The organism is Parasutterella sp. St.1A3 (assembly GCF_059728705.1).
Window position 1 is genome coordinate 2,220,463 of sequence record NZ_BAAGFK010000001.1, and the last position, 22,350, is coordinate 2,242,812.

General features: G+C 52.1%; 24 protein-coding genes. 10 read left to right on the forward strand and 14 right to left on the reverse strand.

The window, feature by feature from the left end; genetic code table 11:
* The first annotated feature begins 40 nt into the window (after nt 1–40).
* The 3 genes from AC6I1F_RS10300 (at nt 41) to AC6I1F_RS10310 (ending at nt 3,230) form a co-directional block, all read left to right on the forward strand.
* Nucleotides 41–2,107: a protein-disulfide reductase DsbD family protein gene (locus tag AC6I1F_RS10300; protein WP_251569849.1), complete on the forward strand. Its 2,067-nt coding sequence runs from the start codon at nt 41–43 to the stop codon at nt 2,105–2,107.
* Nucleotides 2,108–2,210: 103 nt separating this feature from the next.
* Nucleotides 2,211–2,849 carry a serine/threonine protein kinase gene (locus AC6I1F_RS10305; RefSeq protein ID WP_290432625.1) on the forward strand — a complete coding sequence of 213 codons (639 nt, stop codon included), beginning with the start codon at nt 2,211–2,213 and terminating at the stop codon, nt 2,847–2,849.
* An 87-nt stretch (nt 2,850–2,936) separates the two neighbouring features.
* Complete coding sequence (locus AC6I1F_RS10310) at nt 2,937–3,230, forward strand: hypothetical protein (protein ID WP_160334596.1); 294 nt, start codon at nt 2,937–2,939, stop codon at nt 3,228–3,230.
* Between the two features lie 55 nt (nt 3,231–3,285).
* Here the strand turns inward: AC6I1F_RS10310 and AC6I1F_RS10315 are convergent, their stop codons facing one another.
* From AC6I1F_RS10315 to AC6I1F_RS10325, 3 genes are read right to left on the reverse strand one after another with little or no spacing between them, the layout of a single operon-like run.
* Nucleotides 3,286–4,095, reverse strand: a complete 810-nt coding sequence (locus AC6I1F_RS10315; RefSeq protein WP_160334595.1) for an SGNH/GDSL hydrolase family protein — start codon at nt 4,093–4,095, stop codon at nt 3,286–3,288.
* A 52-nt stretch (nt 4,096–4,147) separates the two neighbouring features.
* The gene (gene dcuC, locus AC6I1F_RS10320) at nt 4,148–5,518 is read right to left on the reverse strand and encodes a C4-dicarboxylate transporter DcuC (protein ID WP_160334594.1); all 1,371 of its coding nucleotides are present in this window, start codon (nt 5,516–5,518) and stop codon (nt 4,148–4,150) included.
* 2 nt (nt 5,519–5,520) lie between these two features.
* Complete coding sequence (locus AC6I1F_RS10325; RefSeq protein ID WP_251569851.1) at nt 5,521–6,951, reverse strand: lyase family protein; 1,431 nt, start codon at nt 6,949–6,951, stop codon at nt 5,521–5,523.
* Nucleotides 6,952–7,128: 177 nt separating this feature from the next.
* On the opposite strand from AC6I1F_RS10325, the gene AC6I1F_RS10330 reads away from it, so the two are divergent.
* On the forward strand, nt 7,129–8,097 hold the full coding sequence (locus AC6I1F_RS10330) for a LysR family transcriptional regulator (protein WP_289077015.1): 969 nt from the start codon (nt 7,129–7,131) through the stop codon (nt 8,095–8,097).
* On the opposite strand, the gene pyrF is transcribed toward AC6I1F_RS10330, so the two are convergent.
* From pyrF to AC6I1F_RS10350, 4 genes are all read right to left on the reverse strand, one after another.
* On the reverse strand, nt 8,094–8,906 hold the full coding sequence (gene pyrF / locus AC6I1F_RS10335) for an orotidine-5'-phosphate decarboxylase (protein WP_289077014.1): 813 nt from the start codon (nt 8,904–8,906) through the stop codon (nt 8,094–8,096). The genes AC6I1F_RS10330 and pyrF overlap by 4 nt on opposite strands.
* Nucleotides 8,907–8,976: 70 nt before the next feature.
* Nucleotides 8,977–10,179 (reverse strand): MFS transporter, encoded by a 1,203-nt coding sequence (locus tag AC6I1F_RS10340; RefSeq protein ID WP_289077013.1) that lies wholly within the window; start codon nt 10,177–10,179, stop codon nt 8,977–8,979.
* A 109-nt stretch (nt 10,180–10,288) separates the two neighbouring features.
* Nucleotides 10,289–11,929 carry a chaperonin GroEL gene (gene groL / locus AC6I1F_RS10345; protein WP_160334589.1) on the reverse strand — a complete coding sequence of 547 codons (1,641 nt, stop codon included), beginning with the start codon at nt 11,927–11,929 and terminating at the stop codon, nt 10,289–10,291.
* 47 nt (nt 11,930–11,976) lie between these two features.
* Nucleotides 11,977–12,264: a co-chaperone GroES gene (locus AC6I1F_RS10350; RefSeq protein WP_160334588.1), complete on the reverse strand. Its 288-nt coding sequence runs from the start codon at nt 12,262–12,264 to the stop codon at nt 11,977–11,979.
* Between the two features lie 212 nt (nt 12,265–12,476).
* Here AC6I1F_RS10350 and dacB point away from each other — a divergent pair, with 212 nt between their 5' ends.
* The 6 genes from dacB (at nt 12,477) to AC6I1F_RS10380 (ending at nt 17,013) form a co-directional block, all read left to right on the forward strand.
* Entirely contained in the window at nt 12,477–13,910 is a 1,434-nt protein-coding gene (gene dacB / locus AC6I1F_RS10355) for a D-alanyl-D-alanine carboxypeptidase/D-alanyl-D-alanine endopeptidase (RefSeq protein ID WP_160334587.1), read from the forward strand.
* A 44-nt stretch (nt 13,911–13,954) separates the two neighbouring features.
* Nucleotides 13,955–14,257 (forward strand): ElaB/YgaM/YqjD family protein, encoded by a 303-nt coding sequence (locus AC6I1F_RS10360; RefSeq protein WP_160334586.1) that lies wholly within the window; start codon nt 13,955–13,957, stop codon nt 14,255–14,257.
* 27 nt (nt 14,258–14,284) lie between these two features.
* Nucleotides 14,285–14,752 carry a phage holin family protein gene (locus tag AC6I1F_RS10365; protein WP_251452863.1) on the forward strand — a complete coding sequence of 156 codons (468 nt, stop codon included), beginning with the start codon at nt 14,285–14,287 and terminating at the stop codon, nt 14,750–14,752.
* Nucleotides 14,739–15,122 (forward strand): hypothetical protein, encoded by a 384-nt coding sequence (locus AC6I1F_RS10370; RefSeq protein WP_160334584.1) that lies wholly within the window; start codon nt 14,739–14,741, stop codon nt 15,120–15,122. Before AC6I1F_RS10365 ends, AC6I1F_RS10370 begins: the two co-directional genes overlap by 14 nt.
* Nucleotides 15,123–15,259: 137 nt before the next feature.
* On the forward strand, nt 15,260–15,916 hold the full coding sequence (locus AC6I1F_RS10375; RefSeq protein WP_160334583.1) for a carbonic anhydrase: 657 nt from the start codon (nt 15,260–15,262) through the stop codon (nt 15,914–15,916).
* 113 nt (nt 15,917–16,029) lie between these two features.
* Nucleotides 16,030–17,013: a LysR family transcriptional regulator gene (locus AC6I1F_RS10380; RefSeq protein WP_160334582.1), complete on the forward strand. Its 984-nt coding sequence runs from the start codon at nt 16,030–16,032 to the stop codon at nt 17,011–17,013.
* Nucleotides 17,014–17,301: 288 nt separating this feature from the next.
* Here the strand turns inward: AC6I1F_RS10380 and AC6I1F_RS10385 are convergent, their stop codons facing one another.
* The 7 genes from AC6I1F_RS10385 to AC6I1F_RS10415 form a co-directional block, all read right to left on the reverse strand.
* Nucleotides 17,302–18,621: a hemolysin family protein gene (locus AC6I1F_RS10385; protein WP_160334581.1), complete on the reverse strand. Its 1,320-nt coding sequence runs from the start codon at nt 18,619–18,621 to the stop codon at nt 17,302–17,304.
* 3 nt (nt 18,622–18,624) lie between these two features.
* Nucleotides 18,625–19,119 carry a CinA family protein gene (locus AC6I1F_RS10390; protein WP_290432624.1) on the reverse strand — a complete coding sequence of 165 codons (495 nt, stop codon included), beginning with the start codon at nt 19,117–19,119 and terminating at the stop codon, nt 18,625–18,627.
* The gene (locus AC6I1F_RS10395) at nt 19,120–19,653 is read right to left on the reverse strand and encodes a phosphatidylglycerophosphatase A family protein (protein WP_160334579.1); all 534 of its coding nucleotides are present in this window, start codon (nt 19,651–19,653) and stop codon (nt 19,120–19,122) included.
* Complete coding sequence (gene thiL, locus AC6I1F_RS10400; protein ID WP_290432623.1) at nt 19,640–20,674, reverse strand: thiamine-phosphate kinase; 1,035 nt, start codon at nt 20,672–20,674, stop codon at nt 19,640–19,642. The genes AC6I1F_RS10395 and thiL overlap by 14 nt, the downstream gene beginning before the upstream one ends.
* Entirely contained in the window at nt 20,664–21,146 is a 483-nt protein-coding gene (gene nusB, locus AC6I1F_RS10405) for a transcription antitermination factor NusB (RefSeq protein ID WP_290432622.1), read from the reverse strand. Before nusB ends, thiL begins: the two co-directional genes overlap by 11 nt.
* Before the next feature lie 4 nt (nt 21,147–21,150).
* On the reverse strand, nt 21,151–21,645 hold the full coding sequence (ribH, locus tag AC6I1F_RS10410) for a 6,7-dimethyl-8-ribityllumazine synthase (RefSeq protein ID WP_160334576.1): 495 nt from the start codon (nt 21,643–21,645) through the stop codon (nt 21,151–21,153).
* A 90-nt stretch (nt 21,646–21,735) separates the two neighbouring features.
* On the reverse strand, nt 21,736–22,341 hold the full coding sequence (locus tag AC6I1F_RS10415) for a riboflavin synthase (protein ID WP_251452826.1): 606 nt from the start codon (nt 22,339–22,341) through the stop codon (nt 21,736–21,738).
* Between the last annotated feature and the right edge of the window lie 9 nt (nt 22,342–22,350).

Here is a 22,350-nt window from a genome sequence, read left to right on the forward strand (position 1 = left end):
CTCTCCGCGGGGCCCCGCCCCGCGGCTTCCTGTCTTTTGTATGTCATTTCTTCGCCTCCTTAGACTTCTGTTTTTATCCCTTTTCTTCATTGGTCTGAGCGTTCAGGCCCAGCCGTGGAAAAAACCGGAGCCCGTTCAGGCCGAACTGGTCAGTCGTTTTCACGACGCCGTTCCGGGCACAGAATTCGAAATCGGCCTTTTACTCAGGCATGACAGCAAATGGCACACTTATTGGAAGAGCACCGGCGACACCGGACTTCCTACCCGAATTCAATGGTCGCTCCCGCAGGGATGGAACGCCTCTGAGATTCTTTGGCCGACACCTGCCGTCTTTAAGATCGGCGATCTCGTCAATTACGGCTACGGCGATGAAGTGCTTCTGCCGGTCCGTATCTCTGTTCCCGCAAGCGCAAAAGTCGGTTCCGTTCAGGACATTAAAGCCGAAGTTTCGTGGCTGATGTGTGCAGACCAGTGTGTTCCCGGCAAAGCGAGTCTGACGCTTGCCGTTCAGGTCGCGGACAAAGACGGCGGTGCAACAAAGGCAAGCACGCTCTTTGAGGCGTCTCATACCGCAATGCCGAGCCCTCTCTCAGACGCCTCCGGCGTTTTCGACCCCAAGACGCATGCGGTGCGCGTAACTTTCAAATCCACAGAACCGTTTCATCATTTTTATGTCTTCGCCGAGGGCGACGACTCTGTTGTATACGGCGCTCCGCAGTCCGTATCCCGCTCTGCTGACAAAATCTCCGTGACGCTTCAAGGTACGGATGAGCTCAAAGCCGGTTCTCAATTCTCCGGCGTGTTCGCTGCCGACGGAGGTCCCCGAAAAGGCGGCTGGGCCGGATCTTTTTCCGTCCCTCTTGAAAGCGGTACGGTTGCCGCCCCTACTGTTTCAGACGACACCCTGCAGACCGGCCTTTCTTCTTGGCTCGCAGTCGCCATGGCTTTTATCGGCGGTCTGATCCTTAACGTCATGCCGTGCGTCTTTCCGGTACTCTCGCTCAAAATTCTCAGTCTGGTACAGGATCGTCAGCGCATCAATCTGCCGCTTCACGGCGTGGTTTTCACACTCGGTGTTCTGCTCACCATGCTGGTTCTTGCGGGCGTACTCATTGCGGTCAAGAGCGCCGGTATTTCTGTCGGCTGGGGCTTCCAGCTGCAGTCTCCGATCTTTGTCGCTTCGCTTGCCGTGATTTTTGCGGCCATTAGCGTCAATCTGCTCGGCTGGTTTGAATTTTCTGGCGTCCGCGTCAGCGGCGGAAGTTACTCCAACTCTTTATTGAACTGTTTCGCGACCGGCGTTCTGGCGGTTGTCGCAGCCTCTCCCTGTACCGCTCCTTTCATGGGCGCTGCGCTCGGTTACGCGCTTACCGCTTCGATCCGGGAATCTATTTTTGTATTCCTTGCGCTTGGGCTTGGCATGAGCCTGCCTTGGCTTGTGCTTTCTCTCTTCCCGGTGCTTACCGCCTGGATGCCGAAACCGGGCGCATGGATGAACGTCTTCAGAAAGCTGATGGCGATCCCGATGCTTCTGACGATGATCTGGCTTTTGTGGGTTCTCTCCCAGCAGGTCAGCTTCACTGCGCTTGTGCTGTACATCGCGGCCGTCATCTCTCTTTGCGTCTGTCTTTTCCTGTATGGAAAACTGCAGTTCTCACTTTTAACGGCCAAACTGCCGATCGTTCTGAGCGCTGCCTGCGCCGTACTTCTCTTTGCAGCCGCATCCTCTTCGCTCTTTAGGCAGCCCGATGCCGCGGTTCAGGCCGCAGACGCCTGGTCGCCTCAGGCAGTCGAAAACGCTCTGGAAGCAGGCAAACCTGTTTTCGTGGACTTTACTGCCTCCTGGTGCGTCACGTGCCAGGCAAACAAGATTGCTGTACTCGATCGTGAGGACATTCGCGAAGCCTTTAAACAGCACGGCGTCGTCTTTCTCGTTGCCGATTGGACCAATCAAAACCCGGATATCACACAGGCGCTCGAAAGTTTCGGCCGAAGCGGAGTCCCTCTTTATATCCTCTACTCACCTGACGGAAAAACGACGGTTTTGCCGGAATTGCTTACAAAAAACATTGTGATTGGGGCTTTAGATAAACTTCCATCTAATTGATTTTTATAAATTTGCAATATCACTTTGGGTAAATTCGACGTCCGGTCTATTGCGTTAGGGTTTCTACGGAGTACAGTCCGTACCATCTGATATGGAGGATTGTATGTCTTTTAGAAAACTTACAGCCGCTTGCCTTTGCGCCGCGGCTCTTACTATGACCTTCTCCGTAAACGCTCAAGAAGCGCCTATTACGCTTTATCCTGCTACGTCTACGATTGCAAAGCTCGCATCTATGGGACAGATGAAGTTTGGTGAATTTCCGGTCGATCAGGCTGAAATTAACAGCGCCTCAAATTTCCTAATGAATCGAGCACAGCAGTACGGCATTCCGATGTCAAGAGATCAGTCTCTGATCGCCTTAGGCTATATTTCCGGCCAGCTTGGCGTGCTGATGCAGCTGCCGAGTGAGGCCGCTCACCATGTTCCTAATGCCGCTGCGCCCGCCGCTCCGGTTCAGGCAGCACCGATAACACCGTCTATGCCGCAGGCGCAGACTCCTGCTCCGGAACAAGCTGCACCTCAGGTTCAGCCCATGCCTCAGGTTCAGCCTGCTCCACTGACACAGCCTATGCCCCAGGCTCCTGCCGCGGCTCAGTCAGCTCCGATGCCGCCTGACGCAATTCCTATGATTCAGGTCCCGATGATGGGCGGCATGATGATGGTGCCGCAGACAGTTGCTCCGCAGGCTCCGATTCAGCAAAACACAGCGCCTGCGCAGAATGCTCCGGCTCAGCAGCAGTAATCACGCCTAAACGTTCAAACTAGGTCCGGCCTCCGCTTTTTGCGGAGGCTTTCTTTTATGATGTGATTCTCTTGTGAGGAATTAAATATGCAGGAACTTGATGAAGCCGGCTTTGCAAATCGCATCTCTTCCGGTTTGGATTTCAATGAAATGCTGACAAGAATGCTGCAGCAGAACGGATACACTTCAGACAACAGCAAAAAAGGCCTTAGAAGCGCGCTGAAAGATTACGACGCTGTTTTTCACAAGGAACCTCCGAAGTGGCTCTCCCTCATCTGGCCTTCAACTGCAATGAGCCTTGTTCACCTCTCGCTTGCAAAAAAGACTTCCCTGCCTGATACCGTCGATCTTCCCCAATGCGCATTAAAAAACGGTCTTTAGACTTGCGCCTAAAGACCGAAACTCGTTAGGAGGAGTTAATTTTTAAGGGGATTCCTTATTTTTTCCAGCCGTAGAACTCTGTCAGAACGTCCCAAGCAACCTGCTGCAGGTGCTTTGCGTCTTCAGGCTTGAGCGGCTTTTCGCATTCGCCGGGATACTTCATGCCCACCGGGCTCTTCTTGAACAGAAGACCGTAGAGCATTGCGCCGTACAGGTAAGAACCGGCAGCTGTCGGATGGCTCTTATCCTTCTGATGCATCAGAAGATCGGGGCGGCGCTTCAGACTTTCAGCAAAAGCAAGTCCGACAGGCAGAGCGATTGCGCCGTTGGCGTTCGCTTCGGAAATGATGGAATCGGCAAGACGCTTTGTGTCTTCCGGCTTGTCCTGACGGGCCCATGTCACGACAACGATCGGTTCTGCGCCTTTCGCTTTAATGGTCTCAACATGTTCCTTCAGATACTTCTTGAAAGTGGGGATGCTCTTAGCAGCGATCGGTTCGGACGACATGCCCTGCAGGACAACGACGTCAAACATCGGGTTGATCAGCTCTTTCTTATCATCAAATTTTGCGTACGGATCCATCTCGTGCGGACCCATGTACTGCGGAACGTCATGATAGGAAAGTCTGCCGGAACTGATCGTAATGATTCTGGCTTTCCAATCGCGTTTATCTTCTCTGGTCAGACCGCGCAGATAGCCGTGAACGCCGCAGTTGTAGAAGCTGTAGGAGTTTCCGACGATTAAGCCGGTTTTAGGATTGTGATTTTTAATGTCGGTGACTGTCGGCTTAACATCCGTTTCCAGCGCGTTAACGCTCATTGAGGCAGCTGCCAGGAAAAGCGCAGAGATTAAAAGTTTCTTCATAGTTCGATCCTTATTTAATTTAGGCCCCTTACGGGGCCTTGGAGTAACGGAGTTAGCTCAGGAAGACGAAGTCGGCGATCATGACGGTGATCATGCCGGCGATCATCGGGATCCATGTGCGGCGTACGATAGCCATCGGGGAGACACCGGCAGCACCGGCAACCGCGATGATAACGCCTGCAACCGGAGACATGGCGCGAAGCATGCCGGAAGCGAACTGCATCGGAGTAACGAAGGCAGAGACTGTTCCGCCTAAGCCGCCGGCAACTTCAGGTCCGAGAGCAGCGAAGCTCGAGAACGCGCCGACACCGGAACCTGTGAGGAATGTCACGATACCGACAACAGCAGTCAGAACAGCTGTCATACCATTGGCGCCGAGACCAAGGTTCTGAGCGTGAGCAATCAGAGCACCGATCAGACCTGTCACTTTCAGACCTGTAGCGAAGAATTCGGCACAGATGATCAGCGCGACGATGGATGCAAACATACCGCCCATGGCTTTGAAGATGAAGGCACCGTCAGCAAGGACTGCCTTAACATCGCGACGACGGATAAGTTCTACAAGGATTGCGAAAACCCAAACCAGAAGGAGAGCGGAGATCGTGTTCAGTTTGACAGCGGAATAAACCAGCTTGCTGAAGATAATCATCAGGAAGATGGGCAGAGCCGGAAGAATCGCATACCAAGCGGGAACATGGCGATCGTCGTCTTTCTTAGTCAGGATGGCTTCAGTATAGACGTCGTCGTTCTTCTTGTCGTAGTACTTCTGAACAAAATAGTGGCAGATAGCAACAACAATCAGAGTCGGAATCGCAACGGGAAGCTGGCATTGAACGAAGTAAATGATCGGATCAAGATCAGCAACTTTAGCTGCAAGGTTTGCAGTACCCGCGGCCGGCCCTAAGGTCATACCGGCGGATGTGCCGATGACAGCAGATGCGGCAGCCGGCGAGCAGCCGACACCAGTAAGAATCGGGAAGAGCGCAACCAGGAGAAGCATCGCCAGGCCGGCAGCACTTGGAATCACGGTAACCAGACACTGGCCGATGAAGTAACCCATAACCAGAACGAGGTACGGAGAGGACAGCGCGTTAAGCGGTTTGACGCAGACCTTAACCAGAGCACGGGCAGCGCCGATGCGGTCCATGTAGGCAGCGTAGCCGCCGGCAACCATAATCAGGAAGCCGATGCCGGAAACCTGTTTGGTCGCGATCGAGCGAAGCAGGTCAAAAATGTCGAAAAGGACGAAGCCCGACGGTTTGACACCTTTGGGAAGGAAACCGGTAACGCCGCAGACAACAGCGAAACCAATCATCGCGAGACCTGCAAAAAGCAGAACCATTGAGGTCGACATTCGTTTAATAATAGCCCAGCCTGCTAGCAGTGTCACTACTAGGGCGAACCAAGGGAGTAAGGCAGTCATGTTTATTCTCCTAGTTTGTTAAATTCTTGATCCAGATTTGAGAGGCTTGTTGCAATAGCTTGGGATTTTTGCTCCGCCCAGTCGCTGCTGAGCTTGTTTTCGGCTGCTTGTTCGGCAAGCATGCGCTGGAGCTCTTCAGGCTGCGGACCGCCTAAAGTCTTTCTGTTGTGAACGATAGAGACAGGATTTAACGCATCCTTGAACTCCTGTTCACTCATCGGAAGTTCGGGATTGCCTTCCGGATATTCGGTTTCAATAACTTCGCGGTAGATTTCACGCATCTTTTCATGCGGGAACTGAAGCGGAAGAATGTTGTGGGCTCTCGCGTAGCCCACCATCTTGCTCGCGACGTGGTGACCGATGCGGAAGGGCACGCCGTACTCTTTCATCAGACGGTCGGCAACTTCCTGACTGGCGGTCCAGTCACTGTTCAGCTCTTCCAGAGCGCGGTCTTTGTTGATGACCAGAGCGTTAAGGACACGGTTGAACATCGTGAGCGTCTTAACCGCATGCTGAGCAAGTGCACCGTTGTGACCCTGTGTCTTCGGGTCAATCATGCCGCTCTGCAGGTTATGAGCGCGGAAAATTTCAGCCTGAGCTTCACCGATAACGCTTGAAGCTTCGGTTCTGCAGTTGTTGACCAGACCCGGATTGCGTTTCTGCGGCATCGCGGAAGAAACGTAAGTGTTGTCTCCGCCTTCCTGAAGCAGCATCCAGGGACGAGCCTGAGCATACTGAACCATCAGGTCTTCAAGGAAGACATTGATGTGCAGGCAGATGCCCGCAAGGATAGAAGCGAATTCGCAGGGCAGATCGCTCTGACCAACCTGTGTCGCGTCATAAGCGTTTTCCGCGACAGCGGCAAAGCCAAGACGTTCAGCCATCGCTTTACGGTCAAGCGGCCAGCAGGTGCCGTTGAGCACCGTGCTTCCCATCGGGCAGCGGTCAAGGCGTGCGTAGAACTGTCTCATCTTTTCTGCGTCACGATTGAATCCGGCGAGGAACGCAAGGAAATAATGCGCAAGGCTGTTGGGCTGAGCGGCAACACCGTTGGTGTAGTTTGGAACCACTGTTTCGCGGTTCTTGTCAGCAAGCGCTGTCAGTGTTTCTTTGACAGTGTCGAGCGCGTTATAGACTTCAAGAACGTGATCTCTCAGAAGAGCCGATCTGTAAGTCGCGTGCATATCCTGACTTGAACGGCCGGCATGCATCAAAGTGATCTCAGGACCGGCTTTCTTCAGCATCAGCGGCTCAAAGGTGATATATGTCTTTGCGCGTTTTGTCGGATCGGCCTCCCCGTCTGCAAGTACTTCGCACAAAGCCTTGGCGGCTTCCAGCGCGATCGGCATGGGAAGAAGACCCTGGCGTGAATTAATAACAAGCGTGGCTTTGTTAATTTCTCCAAGCCAGAAAAATTCGTCTCTAAGGGACATTCTGTTTTCTCCGGGTTTGATTTGATTTTCTTATTTACATTCTGAAATTTTTTCTTTGACAAGCCTATGCAAAAAGAGAAATTGAATTTTGCGTAATTCGCAAAGTAATTGCGTATTTATCATGATTGCTCGCAACTGCATGTTTTGTCATTCTTTTACCTAACTAGAGGAAAGTAAATGTCAAAACTGGATGATCTCAGCGCATGGCGTATGTTTTGCAGTCTTTGCAAAACCAGAAACTTCTCTGATACCGCTGCAGAGTTTGATGTCGAAGTTTCTACCGTTTCACGGGCGGTCTCATCGCTTGAAACGGCTCTGGGGCAGGATCTGATTAAACGCAATATGCGGCCGCTTCAGCTCACTGAAGTCGGCAGCGCCGCTTATGAGAGCGCGATTCACGTCATTCGGCTTCATCAGGAGATGATTGCCGAGCTGACGCAGCGCTCCGCGCAAATCGACGGCAAAATCCGCCTTTCTCTTGCGCCGGGCTTTGTGACACGCTACATGATGCCGATGCTGATGGAATTCAATTCCATGTATCCGGAAATCTCGTTTGATATTGTCGGCGGCGGAAACCTTGCTGACGTGCTTCAGTACAAAGCAGACATCGCTGTCGTGAGCTTTAAACCGACCGATTCCCGACTTATTTCATTCTCACGCGGCAGAAACGTCTATGTTCCGGTCGCTTCGCCCCAATACATAGAAAAATACGGTATGCCTCAGCACCCGAGCGAGCTGAGTCAGCATACCGTGCTGCTTTATGACGGGACTGTCCGTCATGCGACTAAAACGCTCTCGAACGGAGAAGAAGAAACAGAAATAAAATGGCAGAAAGTCGTGCGCGTCGGGAATATTCTCGCGATTAAGCGTTCCGTTCTGGACGGCCTCGGAATTGCGGTTGACCTCCCTCTTCTGCACTGTGCCCAAGAAATTGCCTCTGGACAGCTGATACCGATTCTCCCCGGCTGGTACCACCCTCCGGTCGAGTGCTTTATCGTAACAACGAAATCCAACTGGCGCATGAGACGGCACCGCATCTTCCTGCAGTGGTTCCAGCCGAGACTGCAGGCGTTCTTCCGTGAGCAGGAAGAGCTGGTCGCTCCGTTCTGGCGCCTGCCCACAAAGACGTTGGTTAAGGAACTTTAGCCGCGCGCCTTATTAATTTCGTCGCGGGTCCTCAGTGCGGCAAATCTTGCTTTCTGCGCAAAGTCGTCGCCCTGAGACGCATAAAGAATTGCCCGGCTTGAATTGATTATCATGCCGGTTTTCTCGGCATTCATACCGCTTTTGACGCTCGCGTTCACATCTCCACCCTGAGCGCCAATACCCGGTACCAGAAAATTCAACTCCGGCGTGATCGCGCGCACGCTTTTCAGCTCATTCGGATAGGTCGCGCCGATCACCAAACCAAGCTGACCGGTTGTGTTCCATTCGGCAACTTTTTCCGCAACGACGTGATAGAGTGGCTTTCCGCCGCAGTCGAGCATCTGAAGATCGTCTCCGCCTTTATTGCTGGTCCTGCAAAGTATGAATGCGCCTTTGTCTTCATACTCCAGATACGGCTCGACCGAGTCTCGTCCCATGTACGGAGAAAGTGTCACGCAGTCGGCTCCGAACCGCTCAAACGCTTCCTTAGCGTAATGCTTGGCAGTGGATCCGATATCTCCGCGTTTCGCGTCCAAAATCACAGGGATACCCGAGAATTCGGAGTGAATGCGTCTGATGAGTTCAGTGAGCTGATCCTCCGCGCCGACTGAGGCGAAATACGCGATCTGCGGCTTAAATGCGCAGACTGTGTCGGCGGTTGCCTGCACAATCTCCCAGCAGAAATCAAGGTACGGATGACGGCAAGAGGCGAATTTATCGGGAAAACGTTTGAGATCCGGATCCAGTCCGACGCATAAAAGAGTGTTGTTCTTATCCCAGCGCTGCTGGAGCATTTCTGTGAATTTCATCCGTCTTCTTCCTCAATAGTGAATATGTGGAGATGCATTGTAGCGGCCGCATTCCGAAATTAACCGTTTGCTAGGTAAGTGTCGTGCCGCTTCCTTCACTGCTCGCAGGTCTTTTCAGATACAGATAAAGAACGAGCGGCAGCAGAATAAAGCCCGAAAGTCCGATAATAAATTTATAAGAGAACCAAGCCGCCATCGCCCCGCCGATGATCGGCCCGAAAACCGCGCCGAGCTGCTGGGCAAGATAAGACAGTCCGAATACCCTTCCCTTGTCATTGGCAGAGGTGGAAACGGTAAGAACCGCGTTAATCGCGGGGAAAATTCCCGCAAAGGCCAAACCGCCGATAAAGCGCCAGCCGGTAAACCATTCAAGAGAGTTCGGAAAGATCTGTATGACGCCCAATATGCCCGCGCCCAGCAAAGATAAATACAGAACGGGACGATAGCCGATATTCTGTCCCATGATGCCCCAAACCGGCGAAGCCAGAACTCCGGAGACACCCGTAATCGAAAAGACAATGCCGGAAACCAGAACAATGCGGTCCATTGAACCCTGAAGTTCTGCGACGTACAGCGGCATAACCGGCTGCTGCAGAAGGATGGTGAGCTGAACTACACCCGCGCAGATCAGCATGCGCTTCACTGCAGGAATTTTCAGAAGCGAAAAGTCCCAAATACGAACCGGTTTGGCATCGGGATCCGGAACTCTCGGTTTTTCTTTAATGAAGAAGACAAGCGCCAGGGTGATTAGAAAGAGTGCACCTGCCGCGATAAAAAATGCGCTTCGCATGCCGAACTGGTCCGCAAGCAGGCCGCCGAACAGAGGTCCGAGCACGCCGCCCGCAGTCATGCCGCCCTGCATGACGCCCATGCAGAAGCCGAGCTTTAGTTTGGGAGATTCGGCACTGATGATCGCAAGAAGCGCCGGCCACAAACCCGCGGAAAGCCCCTGAACAATTCGTACCCCGAAAAGTTCCCACGGATTGGAAACCAAGCCGCCGAGCAAATAGGTAATCGCTAAACAGAAACCTGCTCGAATCGCCATCAGTTTGCGGCTCTTTTTATCGGCGAGCGCGCCCCAAATCGGCGCCATGATACCGCTCACGAGGAAGGTCACCGCGAAGATCGCGCCCGACCACATGTCCACATCCGCCTGCTTGACGCCAAGATCCTGAATTAAATACATCGGGAGGAACGGGATAAGCATTGTGTAGCTCATCGACATCAGAATCGCACACGTCGTGAGCAGGGCTAGGACGAATTTCCACTTCATGGTTCGAGCTCTGTTGTTTTGGATGTTTTCCCTAATATTCTAAGCTTAAAAAACTAAAAGGCCCTCAGCTTTCACTGAGGGCCTTTCGTTCTAATCAATCAGCGGATGATTACATCATGCCGGGCATTCCGCCCATGCCGCCCATTCCCATCGGAGGAACAGCAGGTTTGTCTTCCGGCAGATCTGCGATCATGCATTCGGTTGTCAGGATCAGGCTGGCAACAGAAGCCGCATTCTGCAGAGCCGTACGTGTGACCTTAGTCGGGTCAAGAACACCCATTTCAATCATGTCGCCGTATTCACCGGTCTGAGCGTTGAAACCGAAGTTGCCCTTGCCGTTGGCGACGCGGTCAACTACGACGCTCGGTTCGTCACCGGCGTTGCGGACGATCTGACGCATCGGTTCTTCCATAGCGCGCAGAACGATCTTGATACCGGCGTCCTGTTCGGCGTTTTCGCCCTTCAGTTCCTTAATGGCCTGTTTTGCACGAATCAGCGCGACACCGCCGCCGGCGACGACGCCTTCTTCAACAGCAGCACGTGTAGCGTGCAGAGCATCTTCAACACGAGCCTTCTTTTCCTTCATTTCAACTTCAGTTGCAGCACCAACCTTGATCAGCGCAACACCGCCTGCCAGTTTGGCAACACGTTCCTGAAGTTTTTCACGGTCGTAATCGCTGGATGTTTCTTCCATCTGCTTACGAATCTGTTTTACGCGGGCTTCGATCTGATCTTCCTTGCCGGCGCCGTCAATAATCGTGGTGCTTTCCTTATTGACCTCAACCTTCTTAGCGGAGCCGAGTTCGTTCAGTGTGGCCTTTTCAAGAGTCAGGCCGACATCGGAGCTGATGACTGTACCGCCGGTGAGGATGGCGATATCTTCAAGCATTGCCTTGCGACGGTCGCCAAAGCCGGGAGCCTTGACGGCAACAGTCTTGAGGATGCCGCGGATGCTGTTGACAACCAGAGTAGCAAGCGCTTCGCCTTCGATATCTTCAGCGATAATCAGAAGCGGACGGCCGGACTTGGCAACCTGCTCGAGAATCGGGAGAAGATCGCGGATGTTGCTGACTTTCTTCTCAACAAGAAGGATGTAGGGGTTTTCAAGAAGGGCTACCTGTTTGTCGGGGTTGTTGATGAAGTACGGAGACAGATAGCCGCGGTCAAACTGCATACCTTCAACCACTTCAAGTTCATTCTGCAGGCTCTTGCCGTCTTCAACGGTGATCACGCCTTCTTTGCCGACCTTTTCCATCGCCTGAGCAATGATGTCGCCGATTTCATGATCGGAGTTAGCGGAAATAGCGCCGACCTGAGCAACTTCCTTGCTGGTTGTTGTCGGCTTGCTGAGTGTGTGCAGTTCAGCGATTGCAGCACCGACAGCCTTATCGATACCGCGTTTCAGATCCATCGGGCTCATGCCGGCGGCAACAAACTTCATGCCTTCGTCAACGATCGCCTGAGCAAGAACGGTCGCAGTAGTTGTACCGTCACCGGCGTTGTCGCTGGTCTTGGAAGCAACTTCCTTAACCATCTGAGCGCCCATGTTTTCGAACTTGTCCTTCAGCTCAACTTCCTTAGCGACGGAAACACCGTCCTTAGTGATTGTCGGGCCGCCGAATGCGCGTTCAAGCACAACATTACGACCTTTCGGGCCGAGAGTTACTTTTACCGCGTCAGCGAGAACATTAACGCCGCGAACCATGCGTACGCGGGCGTCATCACCAAATAAAACCTGCTTAGAAGCCATTTATTAAATCTCCTATTTCTAAATTCTTTCGTAGTTCGGCAGTTCTGTTATTCAAGAACGCCCATGATGTCTTCTTCACGCATCACGAGATATTCATCTCCGTCAACCTTGACCGTCTGACCGGAGTACTTGCCGAAGAGAACACGGTCGCCTACCTTAACGTCCATCGGAATAAGCTTGCCGGCGTCGTCGCGCTTACCGGGACCGACAGCCAAAACCTGACCCTGATCAGGTTTTTCACCTGCGGCTTCGGGAAGATAAATGCCGCTGGCTGTACGCGTTTCGGCATCTACGCGCTTTACGATAACGCGGTCATGCAAAGGACGAATGTTCATCTTTAAACTCCTATTCTTGGTAAACAAACAAGTTGTGTTTCAATATTCCTTATGTTGGGATTCGAATCGATTTTTCAACCCCTCAGATAAATAGGTGTTTATACTAACAACTTCATCCGAAGGTTTAAAGAAGAGCTATTTCTTTTTTATTAACATTGTGTAATCGTTAACCCTTAACCTGTCTATTTCTTAGGCAGGTCTGTTCTGTTTTTATGAAGTCTTACCTCTCATTGCTGCGGAAAGCCGCACTGATTTCCATTCTTTCGGCCTTGTCCGTTTCATACGCAGCCGAAAAAGCTGCTCCGATTCCGGCGCCGATTAAAAAGGCGATGACCAAATACAAAGTGCCGACAGCCGACTTCTCTATGGCGGTGATTCCGCTCTCGGCAAAAGAAAAACCGGTATTCATCAATGCGTCCGTTCCCAGAATGCCCGCTTCCGTAGAAAAAATTGTGACCTCGGCTGCGGCGCTTGAACTGCTCGGACCGGCCAAAGTCTGGCACACCCGAATGGTGTCGCAGACCGAACCCAACAGCGCCGGCGTGCTTAAAGGCGACATCTACCTCATCGGCTCGGGCAACCCCGAACTGTCTCTTTCTGACTTCAGAGACATGATCGAAGGACTTCGAAGCAGGGGCATTCAGAGTATCGAAGGAAACATCATTGTCGATCGTTCCCGATTCGATATTCCGCCGCACGATCCGTTTGCCTTTGACGGCGAAGGCAACCGTCCTTACAACACAGGAGCCGACGCGCTGCTTGTCAACTCCCGCGCGTTATTTATGCAGATACGCCCCGATCGGAAAGAAGGCGTCGCTTATCTGTACTCCGTTCCGCACCTCAACGGCTTAGCACTTCCGAAAACCATCCCTCTGAGCAAGGAAGCGTGCAGCGCTTGGCGCAAACAGATAAAACCGGATTTTTCCAACCCGTTAGCACCGAAATTCCTCGGCTCCTTCCCCGCCTCCTGCGGAAACAAAGATTTCTTCTACACCTCTCTTGGTGCGGATGAATACCTCACGCTGCTCTTTTCTGAATTTTGGAAGAAAGCGGGCGGAAGCTGGAAGGGCAAACTTGTCAGCGGAAAAGCCTCGAGCTCTTTAAAAGACATGAACATACTGAGCAGTACAAGTTCGGAGCCTCTGGCAAAAATCATCTACGACATGAATAAACACAGTCTGAATCCGGCCGCTCGGCAGCTTTTCCTGGAATTAGGCAAGACGGAAGCCGGAGAGCCGAAGACTTTGGCGCAAAGCCGGAAAACAATCAAAGCCTGGGCCCTTGAAAACAAACTTCCGGCCGACGAACTGTCTTTGGACAACGGCAGCGGACTTTCCAGAAAATCGCGAATTTCAGCCGGAGCGCTCGCATCAGTGCTGGCGCATATGTGGAACACACCGAGGATGCCGGAATACATGTCGAGCATGCCGATCTCCGGTGTAGACGGCACCATGCGCAAGCGTCATGCCGCGGACGGTTACGCGCACATTAAAACCGGTTACATCTCTGGCGCCCGTTCTGTCGCGGGCTACGTGCAGGCCAAAGACGGTAAACGCTATGCCGTCGCGGCTATTGTCAACGGACCGTCCGCCCTCGGATCAGTACCCGTATTGGACGCTGTAATCAGCTGGGTTCACAGCAGGTGATAGACTTTTTTCATTGCCGAAAAAGATTTTTTGGAGGTTTATTTATGGACACCAATTTAAACGAAGTTGTACGTGAAAACGTTGATAACGCCCTTGAGCAGGCTGATGAACTTCTGCAGCGCGCTGCCGAAACAACCGGCGACGAAGCTAAGGAACTTCAGGAAAAAGCCAAGAAATGCCTGCTGCGTGCTCGCGGCGGCATGAAGACGTTTTTTGAAAAGTCCGGCGCGGAAAGCAAGCAGATTGCCGGTGAAGTCAATGACTGCGTCCATGACAATCCGTGGCGCGCTGTCGGTATCGCTGCTGTCGGCGGTCTGCTACTCGGCCTTCTGATCGCCCGCAAATAATTTTGGCTTTTACACGCAGAGGCCATTATGGCTAACGGAACAAATCAGGAAAGATCCTCACCCGGGCTCTATACGCTGCTCGGCCAGATCGCCGACGGACTGTCGACTCGTCTGCAGATTGCCTCTATCGAACTTTCGGTCGCCAGAGACAATGCGGGCAAAGCCGCTTTCTACGGCATACTTGCGGGGTTTTTCGGACTGTTTTCCTTAGTTTTCATTTCAATTGCCCTGCTGGTCGTTTTCTGGGATGAGCACCGTGTATTTGTTGCCTGCGCGCTTGCGGTCTTTTACACGGTCATATTCCTCTATTTACTGGGCCGAGCTCGCAATTTTGCTTCCACACTGCCCTATTCATTCGCAGAATCGAAACAAATTATGCAGGCGGATGTGAACTCTTTCCGGGGTGCGCTGAAGCGCTCGCAAGGCACGCCCGAAGAGGCTCCTGCAGCGGGGGCCACGGTTCAGACAAAGGAGGCCGATAATGCAGGCAAATGACGAAGTCGCGCGCAGACTTGCCCAACTGACCGTACGCGCCGGCGAGCAGCGCGCTCAGATTCATAACGAAATTGAGATGATGCGTAGCCGTCCTGCTACAGCCGCACAGTCTGTAGGAAAGGACGCGCTGAAAGCGGCAAAGGCTTTGGGACTTACAGATCCTAAAGTCGCGATCCCGCTTGCCCGTACCGTCTTTATTCCTGCGGCGCTTGCTATCGCAAGGCTTGTTCTGAAAAACGGCAGTCCCCGCAGATATCTCGGAGCTGCGCTTATCGCGGCAAGTTCGTTCGGAATCTTCAAAGGAATGGAGTATGACGCCGAACAGCACGCGAAGAAATCAGATCAGCTTACAACTCCGAATAAAGACTGAACGCAGTCCGTTACGGATCTAATCAATCAAATTGGCGCGCCGGATTTTGTCCGGCGCTTCTTTTGTCTGAGGCTTCACTTTTGCCATAATGACACTCTGTCGAATTTCTATTCAAATCCTCACCTAACTGCACGGACATGGATAACTTTCACCAGCTTCTCCAAGGCTTTCATAATTTCAAACAGAAGTATTTTCTCAAAGAGCGCGAGTATTTCGAGTCTCTGGAGAAATCCCAGAATCCCAAAACACTGGTTGTTGCCTGCTGTGATTCGCGTGTTGATCCGGCAATTCTTCTGCACTGCAAGCCCGGTGAACTTTTTGTCATTCGCAATGTCGCGGCTCTGATTCCGTCCTCGGATCAGGCGGACTCCCCCAGTGCTGTCATGGCCGCCATCGAGTACGGCGTCAAGCATCTCAGCGTCGAGCATATCGTCGTTCTGGGCCACTCCAGATGCGGCGGGATCCACGGACTGATGCATCCGGAGACTATCTGCAATGAAAAATACATTTGGCAGTGGGTCAGCATCGCTGCGCCGGCTCTGGATCGGCTGGACGATCTCACAGATGATGAACCGCCGGAAGTCAGAGCCCGCCATTGTGAGGAAGGCGCTGTTCTTCTGTCCTTGGATAATCTGCTTTCGTATCCCTGGATCTCCTCTAAAGTCGAAGAAGGATCGCTGAAGCTTCATGCGCTTTACTACGATCTCGGCGAGGGAGAACTGTACCGATTCAGCCCGGAAAAAGAGGACTTCCTGCCGCTTGCTCTCAAAACACCAAAGAAATCTACTAAGTAGGATTTTTACTGAGAAATCCTCTTATTATCAATAGTCATCTCTGCGACTCGATTAGAATCGGACGATATGAGCTGAAGCTTTTTCGCACTTTTTTCTTTTCGGGGCCTCGACCTATGTCCAAACTTGATGATATGAATCTTTGGCGTGTCTTTCTGAGTTTATGCGGGACGCGTAATTTCTCTTACACGGCCGCAGAACTTGATGTCGAGGTCTCCACTGTTTCCCGCAATCTTTCCCAGTTGGAAAAGACCGTCGGGCAAAGCTTATTCCAAAGAACAAGGCCGCTTAAGCTCACGAGGGAAGGCGAGAAAATTCTCAGCATCATTGAACCGGTCATTCACCAGCACACTGACGCCATTGACCGAATTCTGAAAAATAACAGTCTGCTTGAAGGCGGTATTCGTCTTTCGGTTTCTCACGGCGTAGCCACTCGGCATTTGAGACCCTTTCTGGAGGATTTCAACAAGCTTTATCCCAATGTCAGCTTCACCATTGCCGGTTCCGGCAGCATCAACGATGTGACCTCGTACAAAGCGGACATCGCCTGCGTCAGCGGGATGCACGAAGGAAAGGATCTGATGCTCCTGCCTCGCGGCCGAAATATCTATGTTCCTGTCGCGACTCCTTCTTATATTAAAAAATTCGGCATGCCGACCGACCCGTCGGACTTAACGAATTTCAAGGCACTTCAGTTTGACGGCGCAACCCGCTCCCGTTTTAAAACCATGAGGAGCGCAGACCGCACGGTCGAAATTGATCAAAAACACGTTATGGTCATCGGAAGCATTCTTGGGATTAAAGATTTTGTTCTTGAGGATTATGGCTTCTGCTTGGATATGCCGCTGTTTCTCTGTATCGATGAGCTCCTTGAGAAAAAGCTGGTTCCGGTTCTTCCCGGATGGGCCTGTGAACCGGCGCCGACATATGTCGCCTGCACGCAGTCCGCTTGGCGCAATAAGCTCAACCGCGTTTTCATTAAGTACCTGCAGGAGAGTTTTCTCGCCTTCTTTGAGGCAATTGAAACAAAGGCAGCTCCCGTATGGAAACTGCCTTTTGACGATAGCCCTTCCAACCTGCGTAAGGACCTCTCAGAATAATCTCGTTAAGCGCGTGAAGTTATAAATAAGTCACCGGCACCGCTCCATAATTCGGCATGTGCGTGGGGACAGCAATTTCTTCTTAAAGCAAAAGCGCGCTCCGGCTCTGACACCGTCGATTTTGCAGCGCAACCTGTCGTCTACTACTTCGGCTGTATTGCGTACACATTCAATACAGCCTTAGCCTCGCTCACGGCAAGTACGAAAAAAGCCGAGAAATTCCCGGCCTTTTCGCGAAATATCTGAGCGGCTGACGCTTCTTGGCAATCTGCGCTTTAAGAAAACAAATTAACTCTCTTCCTCTTCTTCCTTAGCCTCAGGAAGCTTTGTAATGAGAATTCGATCAAGTCTTCGGCCGTCCATCTGACGGACCGTAAACTCCCATCCGCCCCAGCTGACTCGATCTCCCGGACGCGGAAGTTTTTCCAGAAGGAAAATCACCATGCCGGCAGCCGTCGTATAGCGATCCTCCATTTCCTCGGGAACTTCATGCAGCGCAAGCAAATCCTTGAGCTCCGGAATCGGCAGCAGTCCGTCAACTTCATAGCAGGTGTCTGACTTTTTAATGATCTGCGCATCTTCCGGCGTTTCAGGCTTAAATTCTCCGGCAATCGCTTCCAGAACATCATGCGGCGTCACCAAACCTAAAATCGCGCCGTATTCATCAACGACCAGCGCCAAAGCAGCGTCGCTCGCTCTAAAGTTCTCCAAAAGCTCCATGCCGGTAAGTGACTCCGGCACGTACAACGGCGGATCATACTCAACCTTAAAATTCGGTTTGCCGACAGAGACGATCTGTTTCAGAAGCTGTCGAGTGGTAACCACACCCACAACATCATCGAGACCGCCCTTGCAGACCGGAAGCCTTGAGTGGTTCGATTCCAGAACCTTCTTCATATTGACTTCTCTGGAATCGTCCAGGTCAATGTACTCAACCTCACCGCGAGGGATCATCAGAGAAGAAATGCTGCGGTCGTCCAGGCGGAAAATATTCTTCACCATGACGTGCTCCTGAGCATCGATCACGCCGGCCAATCCGCCTTCATCAATCATTGAATGAATTTCTTCTTCCGTAATCTTCTGGTCGTTTTCTTTCGTACCGATCAGCTTCATAACAAACTCGGTCGAAAAGGACAGCAGTTTCACAAAAGGCAATGCGATCAGAGAAAGCCAATGGATCGGCTTAGCGACAAAACGCGCAATCGCGTCCGCGCCTAAAAGACCGATGCGCTTCGGCACAAGCTCACCGACAACAATGGAAAAATAAGTAATGAGGATGACGACAATCACCATCGAGGCAACTCTGGCCGTCGCCATGGATATGCCGGTCACGCTCACCATAAAGTTAGAGAACGGATCCACCAAAGCAGATTCGCCGACAATACCTGAGAGAATGCCGATGGAGGTGATGCCAACCTGAATCGTCGAAAGCGCTCTCGTCGGATTTTCAGAAAGGCTGAGCGCCAGTTTTGCCCCGGAAGCGCCCTGCTCGGACAAAACCTGCAGCTTGCTCTTGCGGGCAGTAACGATGGAGATTTCGCTCATCGCGAAAAAACCATTCATCAAAATCAAAATGATTAAACAAATAACGTCAAACCAGACACTCATTTTTTATGGCCTTTCGTCAAAATAACCGAGGAGTCCGTTCAGTGCTTTTTCCACGGTCTGCTCGCGAACTGCAGCACGATCACCGTCAAACTGGCAGCGCACAACTTCGGCAATCTCATCTCGTCTCATCCATCCGATAAACACGGTGCCAACAGGTTTGCCGGGCAGTGCGCCCGTGGGGCCCGCGATTCCGCTGACCGCGACCGCGACCGACGCGCCAGAATGCTTCAGCGCGCCAATAAGCATATGAGTAACCGTCTCTGCGCTTACCGCTGTAAAACGATCCAAAATTCCCTGCGGAACATCAAGCATCTGATACTTAGCTTCGTTGGTATATGTGACAAAGCCTCTTTCAAACCAAGCGCTTGAACCCGAAACCGAGGTCAGCGCGGCACTGATCATCCCGCCCGTCAGAGATTCGGCAGTCACAATTACCTCGCCTGTGCCGCTGATGCGGTCACTGAGCGTTTTAACTAAGCTTTCAATATTTGCAGTCATTTAAAAGAAAGTCCAAATAGGAGCGGCGAACCCCGAAACCTCAAGTACATAAGCCGCCGCATTAATAAGAATGATCGCGTATACAGCCGCGAACACATCATCAAGCATGACAGTAAAACCGTTTTGCCGCATCGAATCCAAAACCGATACGGGCGGGAGCTTGACGATATCAAAGAAACGGAATGCGATCACGGAGGCTAACTGCCAGAAAAACCCTATAGGCGTCACCAAAAGCGTCAGCCAAACCGCGACGACTTCATCGATGACAATGGATCCGTGATCCGTTTTATACAGATAGGTCTCGGATCGACCGACAGCGATGCAGCCCAAAATAAACGCGAGCGCTGAGGCGAACCAAATCGGCGCTCTTCCGAATGCGCTCTGCATCAGCCAAAATGCGAGCCATGCCGCAAAGGAACCCCACGTCCCCGGTGCAGGCGTAATGCAGCCGGCTCCGAAAAATGTCGAAATCATCAGCCAGGGATGACGGAGCACTAAAGAAAAGGCAGGCGCCTCGGTTTTATACGACTTCATTTGTGAAATGATTAAAGGATGGCTGAGGCGACAGAACTCCGCCTTCGCCGTCATCAATGAGAAGCGATTCTCCCGCGCCCGTGATCTCGCCGATTCGTGTGACAGGAACGCTAAGCCGCTGAGATAGTTCTAATATCCGCGCGCTCTGTTCGGCCGAGGCGGTAAAGAGAAGTTCATAATCGTCTCCGCCGGAAAGCACACAACGGCGGCGAACGTCCTCCGGCATATTGCGCATGGCCTCCGAGAGCGGGAAATCCTTCCAGTGAAGCACCGCGGAAACGCCGGATCGATCCAGAATATGCTGAAGATCTCCGATCAGACCGTCCGAGATGTCGCAGGCAGAACTTGCGAGGTTTAAGAGCCCCGTGCCCAGCGCAACCCGCGCTGTGGGCTTATCCATTCGGGATTTGAAGTAGCGGTAGTCAGACGGCGCGCACTTCCAGTATCCCAAAATGTCTCCTAAAGCGGCAAATGCGTCTCCGGGCGTGCCGCTCACCCAAATATCATCTCCGGGCCGCGCTCCGCTTCTTGTCAGACCTTTGCCCGCAGGCAGCTCGCCAAGCGCAGTAATGGAAATTGTGGTCTTGGATGGTTTGCCGTCAATGACCGGCGCCTTGACTGTATCGCCTCCGCGAAGCGGGCAGCCGTAGCGGAACGACTCTTCCATCAGCCCCTTAGAGTAAGCTTTAAGCCACTTCTCATCAATTGAAGGAAAAGAAATCGACAGAAAAAACGCTTTCGGAACGGCGCCAGCGGCAGCCAGATCCGAGAGATTAACCGCAAGAGACTTTCTGCCCACGGTGTAGGGATCCGCGTTATCAAAAAAATGCGTTCCCAAGGCCATCATATCCGTCGTGACGGCAATTCTTTTATCTCCAATATCCAAAAAGGCGCAGTCATCTCCAACTCCTTGCGAAGGCCAAGCGTTGGGATGAGCGCCTTTATCGGTGAAGAATTCGGATATGACCCCAAACTCGTCCAGCGAATTCGGGGTCCTCGTACTGTGCGGCTTATCTGGCATCTTTGCTGCCGGAGGCCTCATACGGTCTAAGCTTCGATACGAGCTTATCAAGAACACCGTTCACATAACGGAATCCGTCAGTACCGCCAAAGCTCTTAGCGAGCTCAACCGCTTCGTTGATCACGACGCGATACGGCGTCGCGGTATTCTTCAGTTCATAAGTTCCAATCAGAAGAATGCCTCTTTCGATCGGAGACAGAGTCGTGACGTCGCGGTCGACAAAAGGTTTATACGCATCTTCCGTCGCGACAAAATCATCAATTACGCCGTGCAGCAGACTGCGGTAAAACTCCGCGTCCGCCTTATCAAAATCTTCCGCTTCCAGTGCGGCCGCATCTATTTCAACAGGGTCGGTATGACTGATAAGCCACTGATAAACACCCTGCAGCGCAAATTCGCGCGAACGTCTGCGGGCACTGCGGCCGCCGCGTTTCTTCGCCGGCGCTTTAATCGATGTAGTTTCTTTTGACATATTTTTACTCTTGCGAATCTGTATCGTCGTCAAACGACACAGCGCAGATTCTGCCGAGATTGCCCATTTCCAGAGCGACACGAGCGGCGTCTCTGCCTTTTTCCTGCATTCTTACTCTGGCCTGCTCTTCGTTCTCAACAGTCAGAATGCAGTTTGCGATGGAAATCGCCTCTCTGACGACAATATCCGTAATGCCGCGGGAAGATTCGTTTGCGACCAGCTCAAAATGATAGGTCTCACCGCGAATCACGCAGCCGATCGCGATCATCGCGTCCAGATCCGGATAACGCTCAAAGAGCATTGTGAGCGCATAGGGAATTTCCAAAGCGCCCGGGACGGTTGTGACAACAATGTTTTCGTCCTTAACACCGTTGGCCTTCAGCTCCTCATAGCAGGACTGAAACAAGCCTTTGCAAACCCAGTCGTTAAAGCGAGCACTGACAATACCAATTTTCAGATCAGTACCGTCTAATTTCGACTGAATAAAGTTGATAGCCAATTTTATCTCCTAACTTAAATCTTCGGAATTTTAGCAAAGCAGCCGCATCCTCCCGAATTCCTGCGCCGTGATGAGCGCAAAGATTTCAGCTTAGCGCTGAATGAGCGAATACATGCGCTCAATATAGCGAGCAACAGTATCCACCTCGACATTCACCAGATCACGGACCTTGGTGTACTTGAAGGATGTGTGCTCAAACGTATGAGGGATCAGGTTAATCGAAACACGTGTGCCTGCGGGCGTATCTTCAACTTCGTTAATCGTAAGCGATACTCCGTTGATCGCGATCGAGCCTTTATAGGCAAGGAACTTGCCCAGCTTCATCGGGCAGCGCACCACCAGATGATAGGACTCCGCTTTCTTTTCAAAAGCGTCGACTTCGCCTACGCCGTCCACATGTCCGCTGACAATGTGACCGTCAAGACGATCTCCCAGACGCATCGCCTTTTCCAAGTTCACATGACCCCAGCCGTCCAAACCGGCGGTCTTATCTAAAGACTCGGCGGAGACTTCGACCTTAAACATTTTTTCGTCGACCTCCACAACGGTCATGCAGGCACCGTTGATCGCGATCGAATCGCCGATTTTAACTGTATCCAGACCCAGTTCAGGCGCCTCGACATGAATGCGCAGACCGTCTCCGATCTCTTCATTATCACGAATGCGACCGACGGCCTGAATAATTCCTGTAAACATCTCTAGCTC